This is a genomic window from Mycobacterium senriense, assembly GCF_019668465.1.
GTDB classification, from domain to species: Bacteria; Actinomycetota; Actinomycetes; order Mycobacteriales; family Mycobacteriaceae; genus Mycobacterium; species Mycobacterium senriense.
The window spans coordinates 5,632,602-5,654,955 of sequence record NZ_AP024828.1; the positions used below are offsets into that span (position 1 = coordinate 5,632,602).

The 22,354-nt window shown below is 68.3% G+C and carries 24 protein-coding genes; 23 read left to right on the forward strand and 1 reads right to left on the reverse strand.

The window, feature by feature from the left end:
- Nucleotides 1-61: 61 nt before the first annotated feature.
- Both MTY59_RS26290 and mtr read left to right on the forward strand, forming a co-directional pair.
- Entirely contained in the window at nt 62-1,075 is a 1,014-nt protein-coding gene (locus MTY59_RS26290; protein WP_221046671.1) for an alpha/beta hydrolase, read from the forward strand.
- 4 nt (nt 1,076-1,079) lie between these two features.
- A complete protein-coding gene (gene mtr, locus MTY59_RS26295; RefSeq protein ID WP_221043745.1) occupies nt 1,080-2,459 on the forward strand; it encodes a mycothione reductase in 1,380 nt (459 codons plus the stop codon).
- Nucleotides 2,460-2,461: 2 nt separating this feature from the next.
- On the opposite strand, the gene MTY59_RS26300 is transcribed toward mtr, so the two are convergent.
- Nucleotides 2,462-2,953: a Fur family transcriptional regulator gene (locus MTY59_RS26300; RefSeq protein ID WP_221043746.1), complete on the reverse strand. Its 492-nt coding sequence runs from the start codon at nt 2,951-2,953 to the stop codon at nt 2,462-2,464.
- 157 nt (nt 2,954-3,110) lie between these two features.
- On the opposite strand from MTY59_RS26300, the gene nicT reads away from it, so the two are divergent.
- From nicT to MTY59_RS26400, 21 genes are all read left to right on the forward strand, one after another.
- Entirely contained in the window at nt 3,111-4,223 is a 1,113-nt protein-coding gene (nicT, locus tag MTY59_RS26305) for a Nickel transporter NicT (protein WP_221043747.1), read from the forward strand.
- A gap of 102 nt (nt 4,224-4,325) precedes the next feature.
- A complete protein-coding gene (locus MTY59_RS26310; protein ID WP_221043748.1) occupies nt 4,326-4,661 on the forward strand; it encodes a hydrogenase maturation nickel metallochaperone HypA in 336 nt (111 codons plus the stop codon).
- A gap of 12 nt (nt 4,662-4,673) precedes the next feature.
- A complete protein-coding gene (gene hypB, locus MTY59_RS26315; RefSeq protein WP_221043749.1) occupies nt 4,674-5,459 on the forward strand; it encodes a hydrogenase nickel incorporation protein HypB in 786 nt (261 codons plus the stop codon).
- 257 nt (nt 5,460-5,716) lie between these two features.
- Nucleotides 5,717-6,772 carry an NADH-quinone oxidoreductase subunit B family protein gene (locus MTY59_RS26320; RefSeq protein WP_221043750.1) on the forward strand — a complete coding sequence of 352 codons (1,056 nt, stop codon included), beginning with the start codon at nt 5,717-5,719 and terminating at the stop codon, nt 6,770-6,772.
- Nucleotides 6,773-6,874: 102 nt separating this feature from the next.
- A complete protein-coding gene (locus MTY59_RS26325; RefSeq protein WP_221043751.1) occupies nt 6,875-8,674 on the forward strand; it encodes a nickel-dependent hydrogenase large subunit in 1,800 nt (599 codons plus the stop codon).
- A 3-nt stretch (nt 8,675-8,677) separates the two neighbouring features.
- On the forward strand, nt 8,678-9,610 hold the full coding sequence (locus MTY59_RS26330) for a NifU family protein (RefSeq protein WP_221043752.1): 933 nt from the start codon (nt 8,678-8,680) through the stop codon (nt 9,608-9,610).
- Nucleotides 9,607-10,251 (forward strand): DUF5947 family protein, encoded by a 645-nt coding sequence (locus MTY59_RS26335; RefSeq protein ID WP_221043753.1) that lies wholly within the window; start codon nt 9,607-9,609, stop codon nt 10,249-10,251. The genes MTY59_RS26330 and MTY59_RS26335 overlap by 4 nt, the downstream gene beginning before the upstream one ends.
- The gene (locus MTY59_RS26340; protein ID WP_221043754.1) at nt 10,248-10,907 is read left to right on the forward strand and encodes a DUF6084 family protein; all 660 of its coding nucleotides are present in this window, start codon (nt 10,248-10,250) and stop codon (nt 10,905-10,907) included. The genes MTY59_RS26335 and MTY59_RS26340 overlap by 4 nt, the downstream gene beginning before the upstream one ends.
- Complete coding sequence (locus MTY59_RS26345) at nt 10,904-12,265, forward strand: hypothetical protein (RefSeq protein WP_221043755.1); 1,362 nt, start codon at nt 10,904-10,906, stop codon at nt 12,263-12,265. The genes MTY59_RS26340 and MTY59_RS26345 overlap by 4 nt, the downstream gene beginning before the upstream one ends.
- Complete coding sequence (locus MTY59_RS28050; protein ID WP_415822683.1) at nt 12,253-12,372, forward strand: DUF6893 family small protein; 120 nt, start codon at nt 12,253-12,255, stop codon at nt 12,370-12,372. Before MTY59_RS26345 ends, MTY59_RS28050 begins: the two co-directional genes overlap by 13 nt.
- 17 nt (nt 12,373-12,389) lie before the next feature.
- Nucleotides 12,390-12,887 carry a hydrogenase maturation protease gene (locus tag MTY59_RS26350; protein ID WP_221043756.1) on the forward strand — a complete coding sequence of 166 codons (498 nt, stop codon included), beginning with the start codon at nt 12,390-12,392 and terminating at the stop codon, nt 12,885-12,887.
- A gap of 3 nt (nt 12,888-12,890) precedes the next feature.
- On the forward strand, nt 12,891-13,157 hold the full coding sequence (locus tag MTY59_RS26355; RefSeq protein WP_065074752.1) for a HypC/HybG/HupF family hydrogenase formation chaperone: 267 nt from the start codon (nt 12,891-12,893) through the stop codon (nt 13,155-13,157).
- Between the two features lies 1 nt (nt 13,158).
- Entirely contained in the window at nt 13,159-15,528 is a 2,370-nt protein-coding gene (hypF, locus tag MTY59_RS26360) for a carbamoyltransferase HypF (RefSeq protein ID WP_221043757.1), read from the forward strand.
- The gene (locus MTY59_RS26365; protein WP_221043758.1) at nt 15,525-16,244 is read left to right on the forward strand and encodes a HypC/HybG/HupF family hydrogenase formation chaperone; all 720 of its coding nucleotides are present in this window, start codon (nt 15,525-15,527) and stop codon (nt 16,242-16,244) included. The genes hypF and MTY59_RS26365 overlap by 4 nt, the downstream gene beginning before the upstream one ends.
- A complete protein-coding gene (locus tag MTY59_RS26370) occupies nt 16,241-16,909 on the forward strand; it encodes a D-sedoheptulose-7-phosphate isomerase (RefSeq protein WP_221043759.1) in 669 nt (222 codons plus the stop codon). Before MTY59_RS26365 ends, MTY59_RS26370 begins: the two co-directional genes overlap by 4 nt.
- Nucleotides 16,906-18,021: a hydrogenase expression/formation protein HypE gene (gene hypE / locus MTY59_RS26375; protein WP_250160673.1), complete on the forward strand. Its 1,116-nt coding sequence runs from the start codon at nt 16,906-16,908 to the stop codon at nt 18,019-18,021. The genes MTY59_RS26370 and hypE overlap by 4 nt, the downstream gene beginning before the upstream one ends.
- 21 nt (nt 18,022-18,042) lie before the next feature.
- Nucleotides 18,043-18,315 (forward strand): HypC/HybG/HupF family hydrogenase formation chaperone, encoded by a 273-nt coding sequence (locus tag MTY59_RS26380; RefSeq protein WP_064877940.1) that lies wholly within the window; start codon nt 18,043-18,045, stop codon nt 18,313-18,315.
- 14 nt (nt 18,316-18,329) lie between these two features.
- On the forward strand, nt 18,330-19,469 hold the full coding sequence (gene hypD / locus MTY59_RS26385; protein WP_064877938.1) for a hydrogenase formation protein HypD: 1,140 nt from the start codon (nt 18,330-18,332) through the stop codon (nt 19,467-19,469).
- Between the two features lie 3 nt (nt 19,470-19,472).
- Entirely contained in the window at nt 19,473-20,219 is a 747-nt protein-coding gene (locus MTY59_RS26390; RefSeq protein ID WP_284145251.1) for a DUF6390 family protein, read from the forward strand.
- Nucleotides 20,220-20,240: 21 nt separating this feature from the next.
- A complete protein-coding gene (locus MTY59_RS26395) occupies nt 20,241-21,365 on the forward strand; it encodes an alkaline phosphatase family protein (RefSeq protein WP_221043760.1) in 1,125 nt (374 codons plus the stop codon).
- A gap of 56 nt (nt 21,366-21,421) precedes the next feature.
- Nucleotides 21,422-22,270: an isocitrate lyase/PEP mutase family protein gene (locus MTY59_RS26400; RefSeq protein WP_221043761.1), complete on the forward strand. Its 849-nt coding sequence runs from the start codon at nt 21,422-21,424 to the stop codon at nt 22,268-22,270.
- Nucleotides 22,271-22,354 lie beyond the last annotated feature (84 nt).

Below are 22,354 nucleotides of genomic sequence, written 5' to 3' on the forward strand. Positions count from 1 at the left end.
CCAGCAAAAGCTCTAAGCTGGCCACGTGACTGGCAGGGTGACCGGCGACACGACCGGCTGGGTGCCCGACGTCCTCCCCGGTTATCAGCAGCGCACCATCGCGCTCGGGTCCGATCCCGCTGGTGAGGGCGACATCGTCGCGACGCTGATACGGCGCGGAGCCGAACCGCACCAGGCGCACCGCGAAACGGCGCCCGCCGGGCCCGCGGTGCTGGCGGTGCACGGCTACACCGACTACTTCTTCCACACCGAGCTGGCCGATCGTTTCGCCGCCCGCGGCTTCACCTTCTACGCGCTGGACCTCCATAAGTGCGGCCGGTCACGGCGCGACGGCCAGACGCCGCACTTCATCACCGACCTCACCAACTACGAGGCCGAACTCGACCAGGCGCTGGCCGGCATCCCGGAACGCGGCAAGGTGCTGCTGTACGCGCATTCCGCAGGCGGGCTCATCGTGTCGCTGTGGTTGGACCGGTTGCGCCGGCGAAATCCGGCCGCGCACGCCCGCGTTGGCGGGCTGGTGCTCAACAGCCCGTTCCTGGAGGTGCCCGGCCCACCCGTCCTGCGGCATTCCGTGACCGTGGCGCTGATCGCGGGCCTGTCCCGGGTGCGGTCCAAGGGCGTGGCCCGGTCACCGGGTGAGGGCGGCTACGGCACCACCCTGCACCGCGACTATGGCGGCGACTTCGACTACGACCTGCAGTGGAAACCGGTGGGCGGCTTCCCCATCACCTTCGGCTGGCTGCACGCCATCCGCCGCGGCCAGGCCCGGCTGCATCGCGGTCTCGACGTCGGCGTGCCGAATCTGATTCTGCGATCGGATCACAGCGTGCCCGAAAGCGCCGATTCCGCGTCGATGCAGTGCGGCGACGCGGTTCTCGACGTCACCCAGATCGCCCGCTGGGCGGGCTGCATCGGCAACCGCACCGCCGTGGTTCCGGTGGCCGACGCCAAGCACGACGTGTTCTTATCGCTGCCGGGGCCGCGCGAAGTCGCCTATCGGGAACTGGATCTCTGGCTGGACGGCTACCTGCGCGCCGACGATGATGCTTCGGCATCGCTGCGGAAGGGGTGACGGCTTGGAGACCTACGACGTCGCGATCATCGGAACCGGTTCGGGCAACAGCATTCTCGACGACAGCTTTGCCGACAAGCGGGTGGCGATCTGCGAACAGGGCACATTCGGCGGCACCTGCCTCAACGTCGGGTGCGTCCCGACCAAGATGTTCGTCTACGCCGCCGGGGTCGCCGATTCGATCCGGAGCGCGGCGCGCTACGGCATCGACGCGCGCATCGACCGGGTGCGCTGGGACGACATCGTCTCACGCGTCTTCGGGCGCATCGATCCGATCGGCGTCGGCGGTGAGGACTATCGCTGCGCCGCCCCCAACATCGACGTGTACAAGCAGCACACTCGATTCGGCCCGGTCCAGGCCGACGGGCGCTATCTGCTGCGCACCGATGCGGGCGACGAGTTTTCGGCCGACCAGGTGGTGATCGCCGCGGGGGCCCGGGCCGTGGTGCCCCCGGCGATCCTCGAATGCGGCGCCCGCTACTACACCAGCGACACGATCATGCGGATCCCCGAGCTACCGGAACATCTGGTGATCGTCGGGGGCGGTTTCGTGTCGGCCGAATTCGCGCACATCTTCTCCGCGCTGGGCTGCCGGGTCACCCTGGTGATTCGGGGCGCCACACTGTTACGGCACTGCGACGACATCATCGGCGAACGCTTTACCCGCATCGCGTCGAGCAAGTGGGAACTGCATAACCACTGCAATGTGGTGGGCGCCGAGAACCGGGGTTCTTGCGTCGCGGTGCAACTCGACAACGGCCACACGGTGCACGCCGACGCGATGCTGGTGGCGACCGGCCGGGTGTCCAACGCCGATCAACTCGACCTCGAGCAGGCCGGTATCGCGGTCGAAGACGGCCTGGTGGCCGTCGACGAGTACCAACGCACCACGGCGCGTGGGGTTTTCGCCCTCGGCGACGTTTCCTCGCCGTATCAGCTCAAGCACGTCGCCAACCACGAGGCGCGCGTCGTGCAACACAATCTGCTCTGCGACTGGGACGACACCGAGGGGATGGCCGTCACCGATCATCGCTACGTACCGTCGGCGGTGTTCACCGATCCGCAGATAGCATTCGTCGGTTTGACCGAAAACGAAGCCATCGCACAAGGTTTCAAAATCTCGGTGAAGATTCAGGACTACGGCGACGTCGCCTACGGCTGGGCGATGGAGGACACCACCGGAATCGTGAAACTGATCGCCGAGCGCGGCACCGGGCGGCTGCTGGGCGCGCACATCATGGGCCATCAGGCCTCGTCGATCATCCAGCCGCTGATCCAGGCAATGAGTTTCGGCCTCACCGCCCCCCAGATGGCCCGTGGGCAGTACTGGATCCACCCGGCGCTGCCCGAGGTGGTGGAGAACGCGCTACTGGGCCTGCGCTGACCTCAGCGCCGGCGTGGCCGCGGCCCGGGCTTGTCCTCCTGGCACCGCGGGCACAGACCGTGCAGCGTCAGCCCGGCCGCCTCCGACAGCGCGAACGAACTGCCCGCCATCGCGTGTTCGAGCGCCGAACTCAGCTTGCGGGCGGGCACCTCGATGATGGTGGAACATCTCGTACATACGGCGTGATGGTGCGGCGCGGTGGCCAGACCGTAGGTCGTCACGCCGCCGTCGAGCGTCAACGCATGCAACACCCCCTGATCGACCAGCGTCGTCACCGTGCGATAGACGGTCGCCACATCCGGTGCGTGAGTGCCGGGCGGCAGGCACTCCCGCAGCCGCTTGTCGATCTCGGCGACCGGCAGGTGACCGTTGACGGGCTCGAGCACCGCCAGCACCTGGATCCGCGAGGCCATCCGCCGCAACCCGCGGGCGCGCAGAAAATCGCCGATCCTCTCGGTGACCGACGCATCGAGTACCGGCGGCTTGGGTGCCACCGGTTCAGTGTCGCGCCGCAGCGGCGGGATCGCCAGTCTTCGGCGCGATCAAGACACCTTGATTCCTGCGACTCACTTGCATCTGGCGAGGCGCGGTACTTACAGTCGTGCCGGTTGTTCTCAGCCGATACCGCAAGGACGCGCCGGAAGGACCCCAGTGGCCAGCACCGAGATCGACTGCCGGCCGTCACGCACGACGAGGTTTCTCGGCGCCCTATCGCCGGCGGAGTGGTGGCGACTGGGATCGATGCTGGCGGTGATCATCGCGCTGCACCTGCTCGGCTGGTTCACCATGGTCCTCTTCGTCGCTCCGGCCCAATACAGCTTGGGCGGCAAAGCGTTTGGCGTCGGTGTCGGATTGACGGCCTACACCCTGGGCATGCGTCACGCCTTCGACGCCGACCACATCGCCGCCATCGACAACACCACCCGCAAGCTGATGAACGACGGCCGGCGCCCGCTGGCCGTGGGCTTCTTCTTCTCGCTGGGCCACTCCACGGTGGTCTTCGGGCTGGCGGTGCTGCTGGCATGCGGGGTGAAAGCGGCGGTGGGACCGGTCCGCGACGACTCCTCGACGCTGCACCACTACACCGGACTGATCGGCACCAGCGTCTCGGGTGTCTTCCTCTACGCGATCGCGCTTCTCAACGTCATGGTCCTGGTCGGCATCCTGCGCGTCTTCGCCCGGCTGCGCCGCGGGGAATACGATCCCGACACCGACGCCGCCGAACTGGAGCGGCACCTGGGCAACCGCGGATTGATGAACCGGTTACTCGGCCGCGTCACCAAGTCGATCACCAAGTCCTGGCACTGCTATCCCGTCGGATTGTTGTTCGGGCTCGGCTTCGACACCGCCACCGAGATCGCGCTGCTGGTGCTGGCCGGTACGAGCGCCGCTGCCGGGCTGCCCTGGTACGCCATCATGTGCCTGCCGGTGCTGTTCACCGCCGGCATGTGCCTGCTGGACACCATCGACGGCTCGTTCATGAATTTCGCCTACGGCTGGGCCTTTTCCAACCCGGTGCGCAAGATCTACTACAACCTCACCATCACCGCGCTGTCGGTGGCTGTCGCGCTGCTGATCGGCAGCATCGAACTCCTCGCCCTGTTCGCAGACCAGTTCGGTTGGCGCGGCGCGTTCTGGAGCTGGATCGGCGGGCTGGACCTGAACACGATCGGCTACCTCGTCGTCGGCATGTTCGTCGTCACGTGGGCGGTGGCCCTGCTCGTCTGGCGCTACGGGCGCATCGAGGAGAAGTGGACCTCCTGAGCCGAGCGGCACGAGACTGACCGCAACCGGCCGTTCGGGTGTAGAACAGTGCTCATGGGCTTTTCGGCCTGCGCCCAGCTCGCGGATCGGCGGTGATCGGCGGTGCATGAGCTGTCGCTGTGCGAAGCGATCGCCGGTGTGGTCAAGGATCACGCCGACGGCAGGCACGTCGACGTGGTGCGGGTGCGGGTGGGCGCGCTGCGTCAGGTGGTGCCCGAGTCGCTGTCCTTCTGCTGGACGCTGGTCCGTGACGCCGAGGACATGCCGGATGCCGAGCTGGAACTCGAGTGCGTCGACGCCGAGGTCCGGTGCCGTGCGTGTGGCGGGCAGTCCGAGATCACCTCGCCGTGGTCGATCTGGTGTCCCCGCTGCGACAGCTCCGACGTCGAAGTGCTGCACGGCAACGAATTCTTGGTGACGTCATTGGATGTCTCGTGAAAGGCGTTGGCGATGGGTAGATTTCATCGGCACGACGACGGAACCGTGCACACCCACTCCCACGATCACCTTCCGCACGATCACGCCCACGATCATGACCACGGCGATCACAGCCGCTATCGGACCGGCAGCCAGCGCATCGACGTGCTGGAGGCGATCTTCGCCGAGAACGACCTGCTCGCCGACGCCAACCGGGCGGCCTTCGAGACCAACGGGGTGCGCACCCTCAACCTGATGAGCTCGCCGGGCTCGGGCAAGACCACCATCCTGCAGGCAACGCTGGACGAACTCGCCGGGGAGCTGGGAATCGGGGTGATCGAGGGCGATATCGCCACCGACCTGGACGCGGCCAAGCTCAGCGGCCGAGGCGCCCAGGTGTCGCTGCTCAATACCAGCAACGGATTTGGCGGCGAATGCCACCTCGACGCGCCCATGATCAATCGCGCGCTGCCCGGGCTCGACCTCACCGCGCTGGACCTGGTCATTATCGAGAACGTCGGAAATCTGGTCTGTCCGGCCGAGTTCGACGTCGGCGAGCACGCCAAGGCCATGGTGTATTCGGTGACCGAGGGCGAGGACAAGCCGCTGAAGTATCCGGTGATGTTCCGGTCGGTCGATGTGGTGCTGCTCAACAAGATCGACCTGGTGCCCCACCTCGACGTGGACGTCGACACCTACATCGGCCACGTCCGCGAAGTCAATGCGGCAGCCACGATTTTGCCGGTCAGTGCGCGCACCGGCGACGGGATGGCGGCCTGGTTCGGCTGGCTGCGTCGCTTCGCCACCGACGGCGCCTGAATCCTGCCCGACGGCGGCCACGGTCCTGCGAAAGATTCGCAGGATGACGCCGGCGCGCGATGGTTAACGGACTCGACGAATCATCAAGGCGCGCCATGGCCTTCGGCGTTATGCAACACGTGTGTACCAGCGAGCGATGGCGAACCGTTGACAACGCTCGATAGCGGGAGTAGACCCAAAAAATAGCGCTGCGCAAGTGGGCCGACGGTCGACTCCGGCGGCGCAGGAGCCCCAGCCCGGCTCCGGAAAGCTGCAGCATGCCAACAGAAGCAGCAGTCAAGGCAGAACAAACATTGATCCATGTTCTATGGATTAACGCGGGCCTCAGTTGTGACGGTGATTCGGTGGCGTTGACTGCTGCCACCCAGCCCAGCGTCGAGGAGATCGCCCTGGGAGCCCTGCCCGGACTCCCCCAGGTCGCCGTGCACTGGCCCCTGATCGACTTCGAATGCGGCCCGAACGGAGGGGCCGACGACTTCTTGGAGTGGTTCTTCAAAGCCGACCGCGGCGAGTTGGAACCGTTCGTGCTCGTGGTCGAGGGGTCGATTCCGAACGAGAAGATCAAGGACGAGGGCTACTGGTGCGGTTTCGGGAACAACCCGGCCACCGGGCAGCCGATGACCACCAGTGAGTGGCTCGACCGGTTGGCGCCCAAGGCCACCGCCATCGTGGCGGTCGGGACCTGTGCCACCTACGGCGGAATCCACGCGATGGCCGGCAACCCGACGGGGGCCATGGGCGTGCCGGACTACCTGGGCTGGGACTGGCAGAGCAAGGCGGGCATCCCGATCGTGTGCGTGCCCGGCTGCCCGATCCAGCCGGACAACCTGTCGGAGACACTGACCTACCTGCTCTACATGGCGACCGGCCAGGCACCGATGATCCCGCTCGACGACGCGCTGCGCCCACAGTGGCTGTTCGGCAAGACCGTGCACGAGGGTTGCGACCGGGCCGGCTACTACGAGCAGGGTGACTTCGCCACCGAGTACGGGTCGCCGAAATGCATTGTGAAACTCGGCTGCTGGGGGCCCGTCGTCAAATGCAACGTGCCCAAGCGCGGGTGGATCAACGGCGTCGGGGGCTGCCCCAACGTCGGTGGGATCTGCATTGGTTGCACGATGCCGGGGTTCCCGGACAAGTTCATGCCGTTCATGGACGAGCCGCCGGGCGGCAAGATCTCGAGCACCGCGTCGGGTCTGTACGGAGCCGTGATTCGCAGTCTGAGGGGTATCACGGAACGCACCGTCGACAAAGAACCGCGGTGGCGCCACAACGGCGACCAACTCACCACTGGAGCGCGCCGCACCTGGTAGGTCACCTACCCGGTCGGCGCACTCCCTCGCACAGTCAAAGACGAAGAGCCGTCGCCGCATCAGCCAATGCTGACAGCAGCCTAAGCGGGAAGAAGTAGCGCGATGACAACCATCATTCCTGAACCCACCCATGCGCAGCGGGAGCCCGGCCAACTGGTCGACATGGCCTGGGATCCCATCACCAGGATCGTGGGCAGCCTGGGCATCTACACCAAGATCGACTTCGAGAACCGAGAGGTCGTCGAGTGCCACAGCACCTCGTCGATCTTCCGCGGCTACTCGATCTTCATGAAGGGCAAGGATCCCCGCGACGCCCACTTCATCACCAGCCGCATCTGCGGAATCTGCGGCGACAACCACGCCACCTGTTCGTGCTACACGCAGAACATGGCCTACGGCGTCAAGCCGCCGCACCTGGGCGAGTGGATCGTCAACCTCGGCGAGGCCGCGGAATACATGTTCGACCACAACATCTTCCAGGAGAACCTGGTCGGCGTGGACTTCTGCGAGAAGATGGTCGCCGAGACCAACCCGAGTGTGCTCTCGCTGGCCGAGAAGACGCCCGCCCCGCACGCGGACGCCCACGGGTACAAGACGGTCGCGGACATCATGCGCTCGCTCAACCCGTTCAGCGGTGAGTTCTACCGCGAGGCGCTCGTGGTCAGCCGGTGGACGCGAGAGATGTTCTGCCTCATGGAGGGACGCCACGTGCACCCCTCCACGCTGTACCCCGGCGGGGTCGGCACCGTGGCGACCATCCAGCTGATGACCGACTACATGACGCGGTTGATGCGCTACGTCGAGTTCATGAAGAAGGTCGTGCCCATGCACGACGACCTGTTCGACTTCTTCTACACCGCGCTGCCCGGCTACGAGAACGTCGGACTGCGCCGCACCCTGCTGGGCTGCTGGGGCTCCTTCCAGGATCCCGAGGTGTGCAACTTCGAATACAAGGACATGGAGCGCTGGGGTAACGCGATGTTCGTCACCCCGGGCGTGGTGGTCGACGGCAAGCTGGTCACCCACTCGCTGGTGGACATCAACCTCGGCATCCGAATTCTTCTGGGCAGTTCGTATTACGACGACTGGACCGACCAGGAGATGTTCGTCAAGACCGATCCGCTGGGCAACGCAATCGACCGGCGCCACCCGTGGAACCAGCACACCAACCCGCACCCGCAGAAGCGGGACATCGAGGGCGGCAAGTACAGCTGGGTGATGTCGCCACGCTGGTTCGACGGCAAGGACCACCTGGCGCTGGACACCGGCGGTGGCCCGCTGGCCCGTCTGTGGTCGACCGCGCTGGCCGGCCTGGTCGACATCGGCTACGTCAAGGCGACCGGTTCGAGCGTGAAGATCAACCTGCCCAAGACGGCCCTGAAGGGACCCGTCGAGCTGGAGTGGAAGATCCCGACGTACGGCAGCAACACGCTCGAACGCGACCGGGCGCGCACCTACTTCCAGGCCTACGCGGCGGCGTGCGCCCTGCACTTCGCCGAGAAGGCGCTCGAGGAGATTCGCGCCGGGCGCACCAAGACGTGGGAGAAGTTCGACGTGCCCGACGAGGCCATCGGCTGTGGCTTCACCGAGGCGGTGCGCGGCGTGCTCAGCCACCACATGGTGATCCGGGACGGCAAGATCGCCAACTATCACCCGTACCCGCCGACGCCGTGGAATGCCAACCCGCGCGACAGCTATGGCACACCGGGTCCCTACGAGGACGCGGTGCAGGGCCAGCCGATCTTCGAGGAGAACGGCCGGGACAACTTCAAGGGCATCGACGTCATGCGCACGGTGCGCAGCTTCGATCCGTGCCTGCCGTGTGGCGTGCACATGTACCTGGGGAAGGGCAAATCCCTGGACAGACTGCACACGCCAACCCAGTCACCCGCCGGGGAGTGACACATGGCGGATCGCCCGGGCAAGTCCGCGAACGACGCGCAGTGGCGTGAGGCGGGCGATCGGATCCAGACACTGCTCGATTCCTGCGCAGCAAGTGGGACCGCCGCGTATGACCGTGCGCAGCAACTGGTTCGCGAGGTGGTCGGGCTCTACGGCGCCGGGCTGGAGCGGATCATGCGGATGGCCGGCGATCCCGAACCGGATGGGGGGCTGGTCGAGCGGCTGGCCACCGACGACCTGGTGGCCAGCCTGCTCCTGGTGCACGGCCTGCATCCGCACGGCGTGCACCGCAGGGTCTCCGACGCCCTGGATCGGGTTCGGCCCTACCTGGGTTCGCACGGCGGAGACGTCGACCTGCTCGAGGTCGTTCCGGGCGGGCACCCGGAAGAACTCACCGCCCGGCTGGCCTTCACCGGCAGCTGCAAGAGCTGCCCGTCGTCCGCGGTGACGCTGGAACTGGCCGTGCAGGACGCGGTCCGCGCGGCCGCACCGGAGATCTCCTCGATCGAGGTGGTGACGGCCGAGGCGACGACCGCTCCGGCGAGCGTCATTCCGGCGGAATCACTTCTGGCGCACCTGCATTCGAACGACCACGGGCCGACCGCCTGGCACCCGGCGCCCGAGCTGGGCGAGTTGACACCGGGCGAGGTCGCGGGATTCATGATCGACGGGGTGAGGGTGCTGGCCTGCCGGGTCGGCGACGAGACCTTCGCGTACCGGGATCACTGCCCGGTGTGTGACGACTCGCTGGCGGGTTCGCACCTGCACGGCCGAATGTTGCGCTGCGCGGTCTGCCGCACGGATTTCGACGTCGTCGGTGCCGGAGCCGCCGCGGCCGAGGGTTCGGCCGGCCATCTGGATCCGATGCCGCTGCTGACCCGCGACGGCGTGCTGTCGGTGGCGTTGCGGGCCGACGCGCTGGGGGCGACGGCATGAGCACCCCGTTCGATGTCCTGGCCCGTATCAGGAGCGACCGTCGCGCCCCCGAGCCGGCGGGTGAGCGCTGCGAGATGTGCGCGGAGTCGATCGCCGACGAGCACCAGCACGTGGTCAATGTGGCCGGCCGCCAGCTCATGTGCGTCTGCCGCGCCTGCTATCTGCTGTTCACCGACACCGAAGCCGACCTGCGATACCGCGCGGTGCCGGACCGGTATCTGGCGTTTCCCGACTTCGCACTGGACCGCCTGGTGTGGGAGGCGCTGCAGATCCCGGTGGGGGTCGCCTTCTTCTTCACCAACTCCGCCCTCGGCCATACCGTCGCCTTCTACCCGGGGCCGGCCGGGGCATGCGAATCCGAGCTGGACATGGAGGTCTGGGACACCATTCGCGGCGCCGACCCGCGGGTGAGCCTGCTGGCCGACGACGTGGAGGCGCTGCTCGTCCGGGTGGTCGACAGCACCCAGGACGGCGAATTGTCGCAGCCGCAAACCTATCTGGTGCCCATCGACACCTGCTACGAATTCGTCGGACACCTGCGGATGGTGTGGCGCGGCTTCGACGGGGGCCAGCAGGCCCGCGAATTCATCGACGACTTCTTCAACCGGCTCGCCACCCGCGCCACCAAGACACCGCGATGAACGCCCCGCCGATGAACGTGAGCTTCGAGGTCCTGGACGTGACCGCCGAACCGTACACCGTCAGCCCGGTGCTCACCGCCCGCGTCGGCGTCACCGCCGACCGCCACGACCCGGTGCACGCGATCGCTCTGCGCTGCCAGGTCCGCATCGAGCCGCTGCGCCGTGCCTACTCCGACGACGAAGCGGCCGGGCTGACGGATTTGTTCGGCGGCCGCGAACGCTGGGCCAGCACCCAACGCACCTTCCTGTGGCAGCACTGCACCGCGATGGTGCCGGGCTTCACCGGCCACACGACGGCGACCCTGCCGCTGGATTGCACCTACGACTTCGAGGTCGCCGCCGCCAAATATCTGCATGCGCTGCGCGACGGGGCGGTACCCCTGCAGTTCCTGTTCAGCGGAACGATTTTCGTCAACTCCGAGCGCGGGTTCTCGGTTCAGCAGGTGTCGTGGGACTGCGAGGACAACTACGCCATGCCGGTCACGGTCTGGCGCGACCTGATCGCACAGCACTACCCCAACAGCGGGTGGATTCGGCTGAGCCACGAGACCATCGCGGAACTGGCCGGTTACAAGTCGGCCCACGGAATGCTCGACTTCGACCACGCGGTCACCTCGTTGCTGGATGCCACCGTCGATCAGGAGGTGACGCGATGACATCGAGCTGGGATCGGGCCCGCGCCGTCGCCGACGCGGTGCTGTACGAGGGCTATCTGCTGTACCCGTATCGGGGGACGTCGAGCAAGAACCAATCACGTTGGCAGTTCGGTGTTTTGGGCCCGACCGGCGCGGCGGAGGCCGGCCTGGGCGAAGACGACACTCTGTCCGCGGAGTTCCTGGTCGACGACGCCCGGGCGCTGACCCTGGTGGTGCGCTTCCTGCAGTTGCAGCACCGGCGGGCCGAACGGGCCACCGGCGACGGCGATTTGATTGCGGTCGACGAGCTCCGCACCCCGGCCGGGTCGTGGCTGACCTGGGACGAAGCCGTGGAATGCGAAATCTCCTTCGGCCCCCTGGCGTTCGGCGATCAACCTTGGTCGCTGCCGGTGACGGCCGGCGCGGCAACCGACATCGAAACCCTGGACGGCGGCAGGCTGGTTCGCGAACGACACGAGATTCGGGGCGAACTGACCGTCAGCAGCGAGCCCGACGGCGACCTGCGCCGGGTCTCGGTGCGGGTCACCAACACCGGTGCACCCGCAAGCGACAAGGGCGACGCGATCGCGCGATCCATGATCGGAACGCACCTCATAGCCGAAGTGGTTGGCGGCCGGTTCATCTCGTTGCTCGAGCCGCCGCAGGCCGCGACCGACGCGGCGTCCCGCTGCGCACGGCACCGCTGCTTCCCGGTGCTGGCCGGGCCCCCGGGCACCGACGACATACTGCTGATCTCACCGATCATCCTCTACGACCACCCCGATGTCGCCGAACAGAGCGACACCGCAATGTACGACTGCACGGAGATCGACGAGATCCTCACCCTGCGTGTAATGACCATGACCGACGACGAGAAGGCGCAGGCCCGGGCGACCGACCCGCGGGCCGCGCGAATCATCGACGAATGCGACGCCATGTCGCCCGAGGCCATGGCACGACTGCACGGCGTGCTGCGCGACCCGCACGGGCTCAACGTCTCCGCCGGCCTGGTGCCCGAGATCCCCGACGGCGTGGATTGGTGGGATCCACTGGCCGACAACGCCGTCCGGCCCGAGATCGACGCGGTGCTGGTCAACGGGGTCCGGTTAGCGCGGGGCAGCAAGGTCCGGCTGCGGCCGCGGCGCAACGCCGACGCGCAGGACATCTTCGTCGCCGGCAAGACCGCTCGCGTCACCTCGGTGCACGAGGACGTCGAGGGCAACAAGCACGTCGGCGTCGTCGTCGACGACGACCCGGCCGCGGAGCTGCACGACTGGTACGGCCGCTACCTGTACTTCTCCCCCGACGAAGTCGAACCGCTGCAATCGCAGCACAGCACAGCACAAATCTCTGAGAGGAGTTCACCATGGAAGTCCTAGGTTGGATCTTCATCGCCCTCGTCGCGCTGGTGGCCGTGATCGGGCTGGTGCTCGGCGCGATATCGGTGCCGGACGCCCGCCGCTACCTCAAGTTGAGGCGGATGTAGCCGACGCGAGTGCCACCATGACGACGCGCATCCTGGTAGCCGGGATCGGCAACATCTTCCTGGGCGACGACGGGTTCGGCTCCGAGGTGGTCCGCAACGCCGAACTGCCCCAGGACGATCCGACGGTCCAGGTCATCGACTACGGAATCCGGGGCATGCACCTGGCCTACGACCTGCTCGAAGAGTGGGACACGCTGGTGCTGGTCGACGCCGTGCCCAGCCGGGGCCATCCCGGCACGTTGCACGTCTTTCAGGCCGACCACGATTCGTCGCCCGAGTCGAACGGCCTCGACGGACACAGCATGGATCCCGCCGCGGTCTTCGCCAGCCTGCGGGCGCTGGGCGGCCATCCGCCCTACACCGTGGTCGTCGGGTGCGAGGCGGGCAGCGTCCAGGAGGGCATTGGGCTGACCGAACCCGTCGCACAGGCCGTCCCACGGGCGGCACGCGCGGTGGAGGAGATCGTCGCGGTGTTGCACGGCGTCACACCCTCGGCAACCGAAAAGGGGTGCTGAACCATGTGTTTGGGTATACCGGGCCAGGTCATCACAATGCTGGACGGTTACGAGGGCCAGCTCGCACTCGTCGACGTCACCGGTGAACAACGCAAGGTCAACGTCGGCATGTTGCCGGAGGAGACGTTCGCCCCCGGCGACTGGGTGATCATCCACATGGGCTTCGTCGTCGAGAAGACGGATCAGGCCGGGGCCGAACAGGCCATGGCCGGCCTGGAGTTGATGGGACGCGGCCGCACTGACCTGACACCTCACCCGGAGGCCGGCTGACATGACCGACACCTCCCTGCTGTTGCGCCCCGGCCCCCCTGACACCCAGGTGCGGCAGCGTGTCACGGTGACCGGGGTGGTACAGGGGGTCGGCTTCCGTCCGTTCGTGCATCGGATCGCAACCGAGCTGGGACTGGCCGGATTCGTCGGTAACGACTCGGGTGCGGTCTTCCTCGAGGTGCAGGGCCGGCCCGGCCCGGTGGCGGAATTCGGGCGCCGGCTGTGCGCCGAGGCGCCGCCCCTGGCGCGGATCGCCGAGGTACGGTTCGCCGACGTCGCCGCCGATCCCACGTGCCCGCCCGAATTCCGCATCGTGCCAAGCCGATTGGCGGCCGGCACGAGCACCCCCATACCGCCCGACATCGCGGTGTGCGACGACTGCGTCACCGAACTGTTCGACCCGCTCGACCGGCGTTACCGGCACCCGTTCGTGACGTGCACCAACTGCGGGCCGCGGTTCACCATCATCACCGGGCTGCCCTACGACCGGCCGGCCACCACGATGTCGCGATTCGACATGTGTGCGCGCTGCGCCACCGAATACCATGACCCGGCGGATCGCCGATTCCACGCGCAGCCGATCGCGTGCCCGGACTGCGGGCCGAGCCTGTGGTTCGCATCGCCGGCCGGGCGGGTGAGCGGCTCGGACGCGGCGCTGACCGCCGCCCAGGACGCCCTGGCATCCGGCGCCGTGGTGGCCATCAAGGGAGTCGGCGGCTACCACCTGGCCTGCGCCGTCGACGACGCGACGGCGGTCGGGGCGTTGCGGACACGGAAAGCGCGCGGCGCCAAGCCCTTTGCCATGCTGGTGCGTGACCTCGACGTGGCGCGCCGCTACGCCCACCTCGACACCGCCGAGGCCGCGGTGCTGTGCAGTCCGGCCCGTCCGATCGTGTTGCTGCGGCGGCGCGCCGGCGCACCGGTCGCCGGGACCGTCGCGCCCGGCAGCCCGCTGCTGGGGCTGATGCTGCCGTACTCCCCCATTCATCACCTGCTGCTGGCGCCGGCACCCGGCAGCCCCGGACCGGCACCCGACGCGCTGGTGCTGACCAGTGCCAACCGCTCCGATGAGCCCATCTGCTTCACCGACGACGATTCCGCACAACGACTTCCGTCGCTGTGCGATGCGGTGCTGGATCACGACCGGCCGATCCACGTGCCGTGCGACGACTCGGTGGTGCGTGTCGTCCACGACGAACGGGGGGCCCACGAGCTGCCGATCCGTCGATCCCGCGGCTACGCGCCGCTGCCGATCGACTTGAAGCTCGAGGGCCCGGCCGTGCTGGCCGTGGGCGGCGAATTGAAGAACACGTTCTGTCTCACCGACGGCCGCCGGGCCTACCTGTCCGGACACATCGGCGACATGGCCACCTGGGAGACGCTGCGCGCGTTCGAGCGGGCGGTCAGCCAGCTCAGCGAAATCCGGGGCAGGCCGGGGCGTCTGGCCGCCGACCTGCATCCCGGCTACCACACGCGGAGCTGGGCGGAGCGTCATGCGGACGAGCGCCCGCTGGACCTGGTCCAGCACCATCACGCCCATGTGGTGTCGCTGCTGGCCGAACACGGGCGCCTCGGCGAACCCATCGTGGGGGTCTCGTTCGACGGCACCGGTTATGGCTGCGACGAAACCATCTGGGGCGGCGAGATTCTCACCCTCGACGCCCGGAGCCATCGTTTCGTTCGGGCCGGCCACCTGTCGGCGGTGCCGCTGCCCGGTGGCGACGCGGCGGTGCGCAATCCGTGCCGGATGGCGCTGTCCCAGCTGTGGACGGCCGACATCGACTGGACCCCCGACCTGGCGCCGGTGGCGGCCGCGTCCGCCGACGAACTGCGGCTCACCCGTTCGCAATTGGAGACCGGAGCGGGCTGCGTGCCCTGTTCAAGCATGGGCCGCCTGTTCGACGCGGTCGCCTCCCTGCTCGGGGTGCGGCACCGCATCGACTACGAAGGACAAGCCGCGATCGAACTCGAGGCGCTGGCGCAGTCGGCCGGCGAAACCTGCATGCGGCCGTCGTTGCCTCTGACCGTGGGACCGGACGGGGTGATCGATCCGGCCCCGATGGTGCAGACCATCGTGGCGGCGCTGTACGCCGGAACGCGACCGGCGTTGCTGGCCGCGGCGTTTCACCAGGCCGTCGCCGACGGCGTCGCCCAAGTCGTCACCCAGGTGGCGGGCGGCACCACGCTGGTGGGCCTCACCGGCGGGGTGTTCCAGAACGTCCTGTTGCTGGACGCCTGCCGTACGCGGTTGCGACAGAACGGGTTTGAAGTCCTCACGCATCACATCGTGCCGCCGAACGACGGCGGGCTGGCCCTTGGACAGGCCGCGGTCTCGGTGCTGACCGCGCAGGAGGAGGGGTTGATGCGATGATCACCACCGCAATCGATCGTGGGCTGAGCGCCGAACTGGCCGAAGACCTCGCCGCCACCGCCCTGACACTGGCCAAGCGATTCGCCGCGGGCGCCACCATGTGGTCCATCGCGCCGTCGTGGGAACCCCATGCGCTGCACATCGCGGTCGAATTCGTCCACCCGGTGATCATGGGCAAGCGCGCCTTGCCTGCCGTGGCGTTGACCGGCTCCGATCTGGTGGACCTGGTGCGGGTGTCGGTGCGCCCCGGCGACATCGTGGTCGCGATCTCCGGTGCGGACAACGCGGACGTGCGCTCGGTGATGCGCCGCGCCCCGGCCTGGGGCGCCACCACGATCTGGATCGGCAGCAGCGACGCACCCCCGGCCGCCGCGGCCGATCACGTGCTGTGGCTCGACGATCCCGACCCGCGCGTGCCCGCCACCGGTGGCTTCGTGCTGTTCTATCACCTGCTGTGGGAGCTGACCCACGTGTGCTTTGAACACTCCGGGCTGCTCAAACCCGAACCCGACGACGAGGTCTGTGTCACGTGCAGCGACGAGGGCCGGCTCGGGGAAGTGGTGAGCGCGTCGGTCAACGGGCAGGCCAGGGTGCGCACCGCGCGGGGGACCGAGGACGTGGTCACCACGCTCGTCGACCCGGTCGCTCCCGGCGAGTTGGTCCTGGTGCACGCCGGAACGGCGATCAGCCGCGTGGATGAGGAGGACGATTCATGAGTCCCACCGACGAGCCCACCAACTTCTTGTACCCGTTCATCGACGCCGAAGAGGACGACCCCGCCGCGCTGCTCGCCGACCTCGCCGCCTCCGCGCAGGCCAAGGCGTCCGAAAGCCTCGCGCTGCGCCGCTCCACGCTGGAAGCCAACGCCGACCTGCTGGCGGCCGCCGGCGCCGAGCTGGCGCGCCGATTCGCCGCCGGCGGAAGGATGTTCACCTTCGGCAACGGCGGCAGCTGCACCGACTGCACCACGCTGGCCGGACTGTTCGCGCGCCCGCCGCTCGGCAATCCCCTGCCGGCGTGGTCGCTGACCGCCGACCAGGCGATCCTGACCGCACTGGGCAACGACGTCGGATTCGAGCTGGTGTTCGCCCGGCAGCTGATCGCCCGCGCGCGCGACGGCGACATCGCGATCGCGATGTCGACCAGCGGCAATTCGCCCAACCTGCTGGCGGCGCTGGCCGAAGCGCACAAGCGCGGCCTGTACACCATCGGTTTCGCCGGCTACGACGGTGGCGCCTTCGTGAACAACCCGAACGTGGACGCCTGCATCGTCGTTCGTTCGCAGAGCGTGCACCGCATTCAGGAATCCCAGGCGCTGGTCGGCTACCAGTTGTGGCTGGCCGTCCACGATGGCCTAGCTCAAGATCGGGGGGCGGCATGACAAACAAGTCAGCCGGCGACTATCTGTCGTCGGGCCCGCGGTTCGGCGAAGGCGACGTGATCGAACGGATCGAGTCGTTCCGCCGGCGTCGCCCCAGGCTGCTCGACGATCATGTGACCCTGGCGCACGGGGCGGGCGGCAAGGCGTCGGCGGCGCTGGTGGACGCCGTGTTCGTGGAGGCGTTCCGCAACCCGCTGCTCGAGTCGCTGGGCGACGGCGCCGTCTTGGCTCTACCCAGCGGCGAGCGGGTCGCGATGTCGACGGATTCCTTTGTGGTGCAACCTCGCCGGTTCCCCGGCGGCTCCATCGGCCAACTCGCGATCCACGGCACCTGCAACGACCTCGCGGTGTCCGGCGCTGTGCCGTCCTGGATCTCGGCGGCGTTCGTGCTCGAAGAGGGCTTCGGAATCGCCGAATTGAAAGAGATCGTCGCCGACATGGCCGCCGCGGCCGCGGCCGCCGGCGTGCAGGTCGTCACCGGTGACACCAAGGTGGTACCCAAGGGCGCGGCCGACGGCCTGTTCATCACCACCGCAGGAACCGGCGTCATCCCCGCGGGCCGCGCGCTGTCGGCGCAGTCGGTCCGCGCCGGAGACAAGGTGCTGCTGTCCGGGTCGATGGGCGATCACGGCATGGCGGTGATGCTCGCCCGGGGCGATCTGGCCATCGAGGCCGACATCGCCTCCGACACCGCGTCGGTCAGCCCGTTGGTGGAGTTGTTGATGGCCGCCGCCCCGTCCACCCGGTGGATGCGCGACGCGACCCGCGGCGGGGTCGGCACGGTGTGCAACGAGTTGGCCCAGGCCTGCGGCCTCGGGGTGCTGCTCGAAGAGGAACGACTTCCGGTGGCGCCCATGGTGAATGGCGCCTGCGAATTGCTCGGCATCGACCCGCTCTATGTCGCCAACGAGGGCAAGTTCGTCGCCGTCGTCGCACCGGAGGAGGCCGAGGCCGGACTGGCCGCCCTAAGGTCGCACCCCCTGGGCTCGCAGGCGGCCGAGGTCGGGGAAATCGTCACCGAACCCGCGGAAAGCGTGGTCCTGCGCACCGGATTCGGCGGAACCCGGATCGTCGACATGCTGGTCGGCGACCCACTGCCCCGGATCTGCTGATCAGAAAGGAGATGCGCCGACATGTGTCTGGGAATTCCGGGCCGGATCGTGGAGATCACCGATCCCGCCAATTGTCTGGCCAAGGTTGACGTCAGCGGCGTGCAGCGGGCCATCAGCGTCCGGCTGCTGGAGAACGACATGCCCGCACCGGACGACTGGGTGCTGGTGCACGTCGGGTTCGCGATGGCCAAGATCGACGAGACCGAGGCGCTGCTGACCCTGGCCGCCATCAAGAAGCTCGGCGACACCTACGCAGTCGAAATGCAGGCCTTCGATTCGTCGGCCATCATCTGACCCAAGGAGCGGCAATGAAATTCGTTGACGAGTTCCGCGACCCGGCCGCGGCGCGCAAGCTGCTGACGGCCATCGAGCACCTGGCCGGGACCGGCGGCGAGGACTTCAAGTTCATGGAGGTGTGCGGCGGGCACACGCACACCATCTACCGGCACGGCATCGAACACCTGTTGCCCGACAACGTCGAGTTGGTGCACGGCCCGGGCTGCCCGGTCTGCGTGATCCCGATGGGCCGCATCGACGACGCGATGTGGCTGGCCGGCCAACCCGACGTGATCTTCACCTGCTTCGGGGACATGATGCGGGTGCCCGGCTCGCACGGCAGCCTGCTCGACGCCAAGGCCCGCGGGGCCGACGTGCGGTTCGTCTATTCGCCGCTGGACGCGCTGAAGATCGCGGTCGACAACCCCGGCAAGCAAGTGGTGTTCTTCGCCATCGGTTTCGAGACCACCGCGCCCTCGACCGCGGTGACGCTGGTGCGGGCCCGCGAATTGGGCCTGCCCAACTTCAGTGTCTTCTGCAACCACGTCACCATCGTGCCCCCGATCAGGGCCATCCTGGAATCACCGGACCTGCGACTGTCGGGTTTCATCGGCCCCGGGCACGTGTCCACCGTGGTGGGCAACCGCCCCTACCGGTTCGTCCCGGAGGTGTATCGAAAGCCGTTGGTGGTAGCCGGTTTCGAGCCGCTGGACATCCTGGCATCGGTCGCGATGCTGCTGCGTCAGATCCGTGAGGGACGCTGCGAGGTGGAGAACCAGTACAAGCGCGTGGTACCCGAGCACGGCAACCCCGCGGCGCTGGCGTTGATGGGCAAGGTGTTCGCGCTGCGTCCGCACTTCGAATGGCGCGGCCTGGGCTTCATCTCGCAGAGCGCGCTGCGGCTGCACGACGATTTCGCCGAGTTCGACGCCGAGCTGCGGTTCGCGATGCCCGGCGTGCGGGTCGCCGACCCGAAGGCCTGCCAGTGCGGTGAGGTGCTCAAGGGGGTGCTCAAGCCTTGGGAATGCAAGGTTTTCGGCACCGCCTGCACACCGGAGACACCGATCGGTACGTGCATGGTGTCCCCGGAGGGCGCCTGCGCGGCCTACTACAACTTCGGCCGCATGCACCGCGACGCCGTCAAGCTGGTGGGCCAGGCCGGTCGGGGGTGATCGTTGGCCGATCCGGACAGCCGCGACGAGGGCGCCGAAATGTTCGCCCGCTACGCCTACGCGCCCAACGCGCTCGGCTATTGCGGGCCGCCGTTGGGGGCCACCCTGCGCGACGGGTCGGTCGCCGACGTGCGCAGGGCGGCGACCAAGTTCTCCGGCGCGTGGCCGTATCTGCGGGTGCTGTCGAGACTGACCGGCATCGCCGACCCACTGGATTACCGTCTGGTCGAGTCGTATTGGCTCGGCGGTGGCGTCGCAGCCGGCCTGGACCCGCAGGAATTCTTCGACGCGCTGCTCGCGATCATCGGCCCGCAGGCAGGCCACTACTGGTCGCACCTGACCGCGGATCTGGCGTGCGAGGCCGCCGGCAACCACTGCTTCCACGTGTTCGGGGTGTATCCGTGGACGCGGTTCTTGGGTCGGGGTACCGACGAGCAGCCGCTGAGCGTGCTGGATAACTGCCGAATCACCTCTGGGACAGTGCTTTCCCGCGACGCCGACCGAGTCGAGGTGTTGTGCCGCAGGCTGGCCTGGGACGGTCGGGCGCTGGCGCTGTCGGAACCGGCGGCGCGCGTGCTCGAGGTGTGGGCCGACGGGTACAGCGCCGTGCCCGACGTGGCCGCCGGTGATGTGGTGGCGGTGCACTGGGGGCGGTTGTGCGGCCGGCTGTCGCCGGCGCAGCTCTGTGCGCTGACCGACAGCACGAATCGGCAGCTGCTGGCGACCGGCCTGCGACTGGCGCGCGTCTGACTTCATCGCCAGACTGGCCCCGTGCCCGGTTCTCTGTGCGATGTGCTGCCCGCCGCGGCCGCCCTGCTCGAGGTCCCGGATGCGGTTGACAACCTGGCGGTGGCGGACTGGGCGGGCGCCGACCGGATCGACCGGGTGCTCGTCGTGCTGGTCGACGGGCTGGGCTGGCACCTGCTTCCGCAGCTGGCCGGCAGCGCGCCGCTGCTCGCGTCCGTGCTGGCCGGTGCCACCGGCCGGCTGACCCGGCTGGACTGCACGTTCCCGTCGACCACGCCGACCAGCCTGGTGTCACTGGGCACCGGTGTGCTCCCGGGCGAACACGGAATCCTGGGCTTCACGCTCAGGGTGCCCGGCACCGACCGGGTGCTCAACCACGTCCGGTGGCGCGACGACCCGCCCCCCACCATCTGGCAGCCGGTGCCGACCTGGTTCGAACGGCTCAAAAACGCCGGCGTGAGCGCACGCGTGGCGCTGCCGGCCGCGTTCATGGACAGCGGACTGACCCAGGCCGCGTATCGCGGCGCCGAATTCCACCCGGCCGGTCCCGCCGACGATTACGCGTGGCTGGTGGCCGACGAGCTGCGCGCGGGGCCCGGGCTGGTCTACGGCTACACCGCGCAGCTCGACACCGCCGCCCACGTCTTCGGCATCGGCTCCGAACAGTGGCATGCCGCGGCGAGCGACATCGACGCGCTGCTGTCTCGCCTGCTCGACGCGCTGCCGGCGAACGCGGCGGTGCTGGTGACCGCCGACCACGGCGGCATCAACGTCCCGCCCGAGGCGCGCATCGATCTCGACGCCGACCCCCGGTTGGCCGCGGGAATCCGGGTGGTGGCCGGCGAGCCGCGGGTGCGGTATCTGCACACCGAGCCGGGCGCCGCCGCCGACGTGCAGGCCGTGTGGGGCGAGCTGCTGGACGGCTGCGCCACCGTGTACAGCCGCGAGCAGGCGGTGGCCACCGGCATGTTCGGGCCGGTCGCCGCGCCACACACCGAGCGGCTCGGCGACGTGGTGGTCGTCTGTTCCGGCGAAGCCGCGGTGCTGGCCAGCGCACACGAACCCCCGGAAACGGCTCGCCTGATCGGCTTTCACGGCGGAGCCACCGTGGCGGAGATGGCGATCCCGCTCCTCGCTTTCCGGCCGTAGCGTGTGTCGGTGGCCGGTGCTACACCTGCATGCAGACCCCCCCGATCGGACCGGCCATGGATGACACCGAACGGACCCGTCGTGGCGACGAATTCCGCCGCCTGCACACCGGCGACGAGATTCTCGTGCTCCCCAATCCCTGGGACATCGGCACCGCCCGGTTGTTCGCCAACCTCGGGTATCGCGCATTGGCGACCACCAGCGCCGGCCTGGCGTTCTCGTTGGGCCGCCGCGATGGCGACGGCGCGGTCAGCAGGGACGAAGCCCTCGGACACGCGCGCGCCATCGTCGGGGCAACCCCGCTTCCGGTGACCGCGGATCTGGAGAACGGGTTCGGCGACGCCCCCGAGACGGTGGCCGAAACGGTGCGCCTGGCGGGCGAGGCCGGGCTGGCCGGGGCCTCGATCGAGGACGCCACGTATGACGCCGACGCGCCGATCTTTCCCCGCGCGCTGGCAATCGAGCGCATCCACGCCGCCGTCGAGGCCGCGCGGGCGCTGCGGCATCCGTTCACCCTGACCGCGCGCTCGGAGAATTTCATCCGCGGCCGTCCGGACCTCGACGACACGGTGTCGCGGCTGCAGGCATTCGAGGCGGCCGGCGCCGATGTCTTGTACGCACCCGGCCTGCCCGACGAGGCGGCGCTGCGCCGGGTGTGCGGCAGCGTCACCCGGCCGTTCAACTACGTCGCCGGGTTCGGGCCGGCCCGTTTCACGCTCGTCCAGCTCAAGGAATTCGGGGTGCGCAGGGTGTCGATCGGCACCTCCTTCTGCCGCACCGGCCTTACCGCAGTCGTCCGTGCCGCACGGGAAGTGCTCGACCACGGCTCGTTCGAGTATGTCGACGGCATCCACAGCGTCGCCGACTTCAACGAGCTCATCGATCCCCGCGGGTCCGATCGCTGACGGGTCGGTGCCAGCCGCACCACCTGGGCAAACACACATCGGACTCGGATCGAGTTCACAGCTCGCTGGAACCGTTCAGGAAAT

Excerpts from the sequence above, each read along its gene's own strand:
- hypB (WP_221043749.1), top strand. The coding sequence starts at position 4,674 with ATGGGTAGATTTCATCGGCACGACGACGGAACCGTGCACACCCACTCC.
- MTY59_RS26320 (WP_221043750.1), top strand. The coding sequence starts at position 5,717 with ATGCCAACAGAAGCAGCAGTCAAGGCAGAACAAACATTGATCCATGTT.
- MTY59_RS26325 (WP_221043751.1), top strand. The coding sequence starts at position 6,875 with ATGACAACCATCATTCCTGAACCCACCCATGCGCAGCGGGAGCCCGGC.
- MTY59_RS26330 (WP_221043752.1), top strand. The coding sequence starts at position 8,678 with ATGGCGGATCGCCCGGGCAAGTCCGCGAACGACGCGCAGTGGCGTGAG.
- MTY59_RS26335 (WP_221043753.1), top strand. The coding sequence starts at position 9,607 with ATGAGCACCCCGTTCGATGTCCTGGCCCGTATCAGGAGCGACCGTCGC.
- MTY59_RS26340 (WP_221043754.1), top strand. The coding sequence starts at position 10,248 with ATGAACGCCCCGCCGATGAACGTGAGCTTCGAGGTCCTGGACGTGACC.
- MTY59_RS26345 (WP_221043755.1), top strand. The coding sequence starts at position 10,904 with ATGACATCGAGCTGGGATCGGGCCCGCGCCGTCGCCGACGCGGTGCTG.
- MTY59_RS28050 (WP_415822683.1), top strand. The coding sequence starts at position 12,253 with ATGGAAGTCCTAGGTTGGATCTTCATCGCCCTCGTCGCGCTGGTGGCC.
- MTY59_RS26350 (WP_221043756.1), top strand. The coding sequence starts at position 12,390 with ATGACGACGCGCATCCTGGTAGCCGGGATCGGCAACATCTTCCTGGGC.
- MTY59_RS26355 (WP_065074752.1), top strand. The coding sequence starts at position 12,891 with ATGTGTTTGGGTATACCGGGCCAGGTCATCACAATGCTGGACGGTTAC.
- hypF (WP_221043757.1), top strand. The coding sequence starts at position 13,159 with ATGACCGACACCTCCCTGCTGTTGCGCCCCGGCCCCCCTGACACCCAG.
- MTY59_RS26365 (WP_221043758.1), top strand. The coding sequence starts at position 15,525 with ATGATCACCACCGCAATCGATCGTGGGCTGAGCGCCGAACTGGCCGAA.
- MTY59_RS26370 (WP_221043759.1), top strand. The coding sequence starts at position 16,241 with ATGAGTCCCACCGACGAGCCCACCAACTTCTTGTACCCGTTCATCGAC.
- hypE (WP_250160673.1), top strand. The coding sequence starts at position 16,906 with ATGACAAACAAGTCAGCCGGCGACTATCTGTCGTCGGGCCCGCGGTTC.
- MTY59_RS26380 (WP_064877940.1), top strand. The coding sequence starts at position 18,043 with ATGTGTCTGGGAATTCCGGGCCGGATCGTGGAGATCACCGATCCCGCC.
- hypD (WP_064877938.1), top strand. The coding sequence starts at position 18,330 with ATGAAATTCGTTGACGAGTTCCGCGACCCGGCCGCGGCGCGCAAGCTG.
- MTY59_RS26400 (WP_221043761.1), top strand. The coding sequence starts at position 21,422 with ATGGATGACACCGAACGGACCCGTCGTGGCGACGAATTCCGCCGCCTG.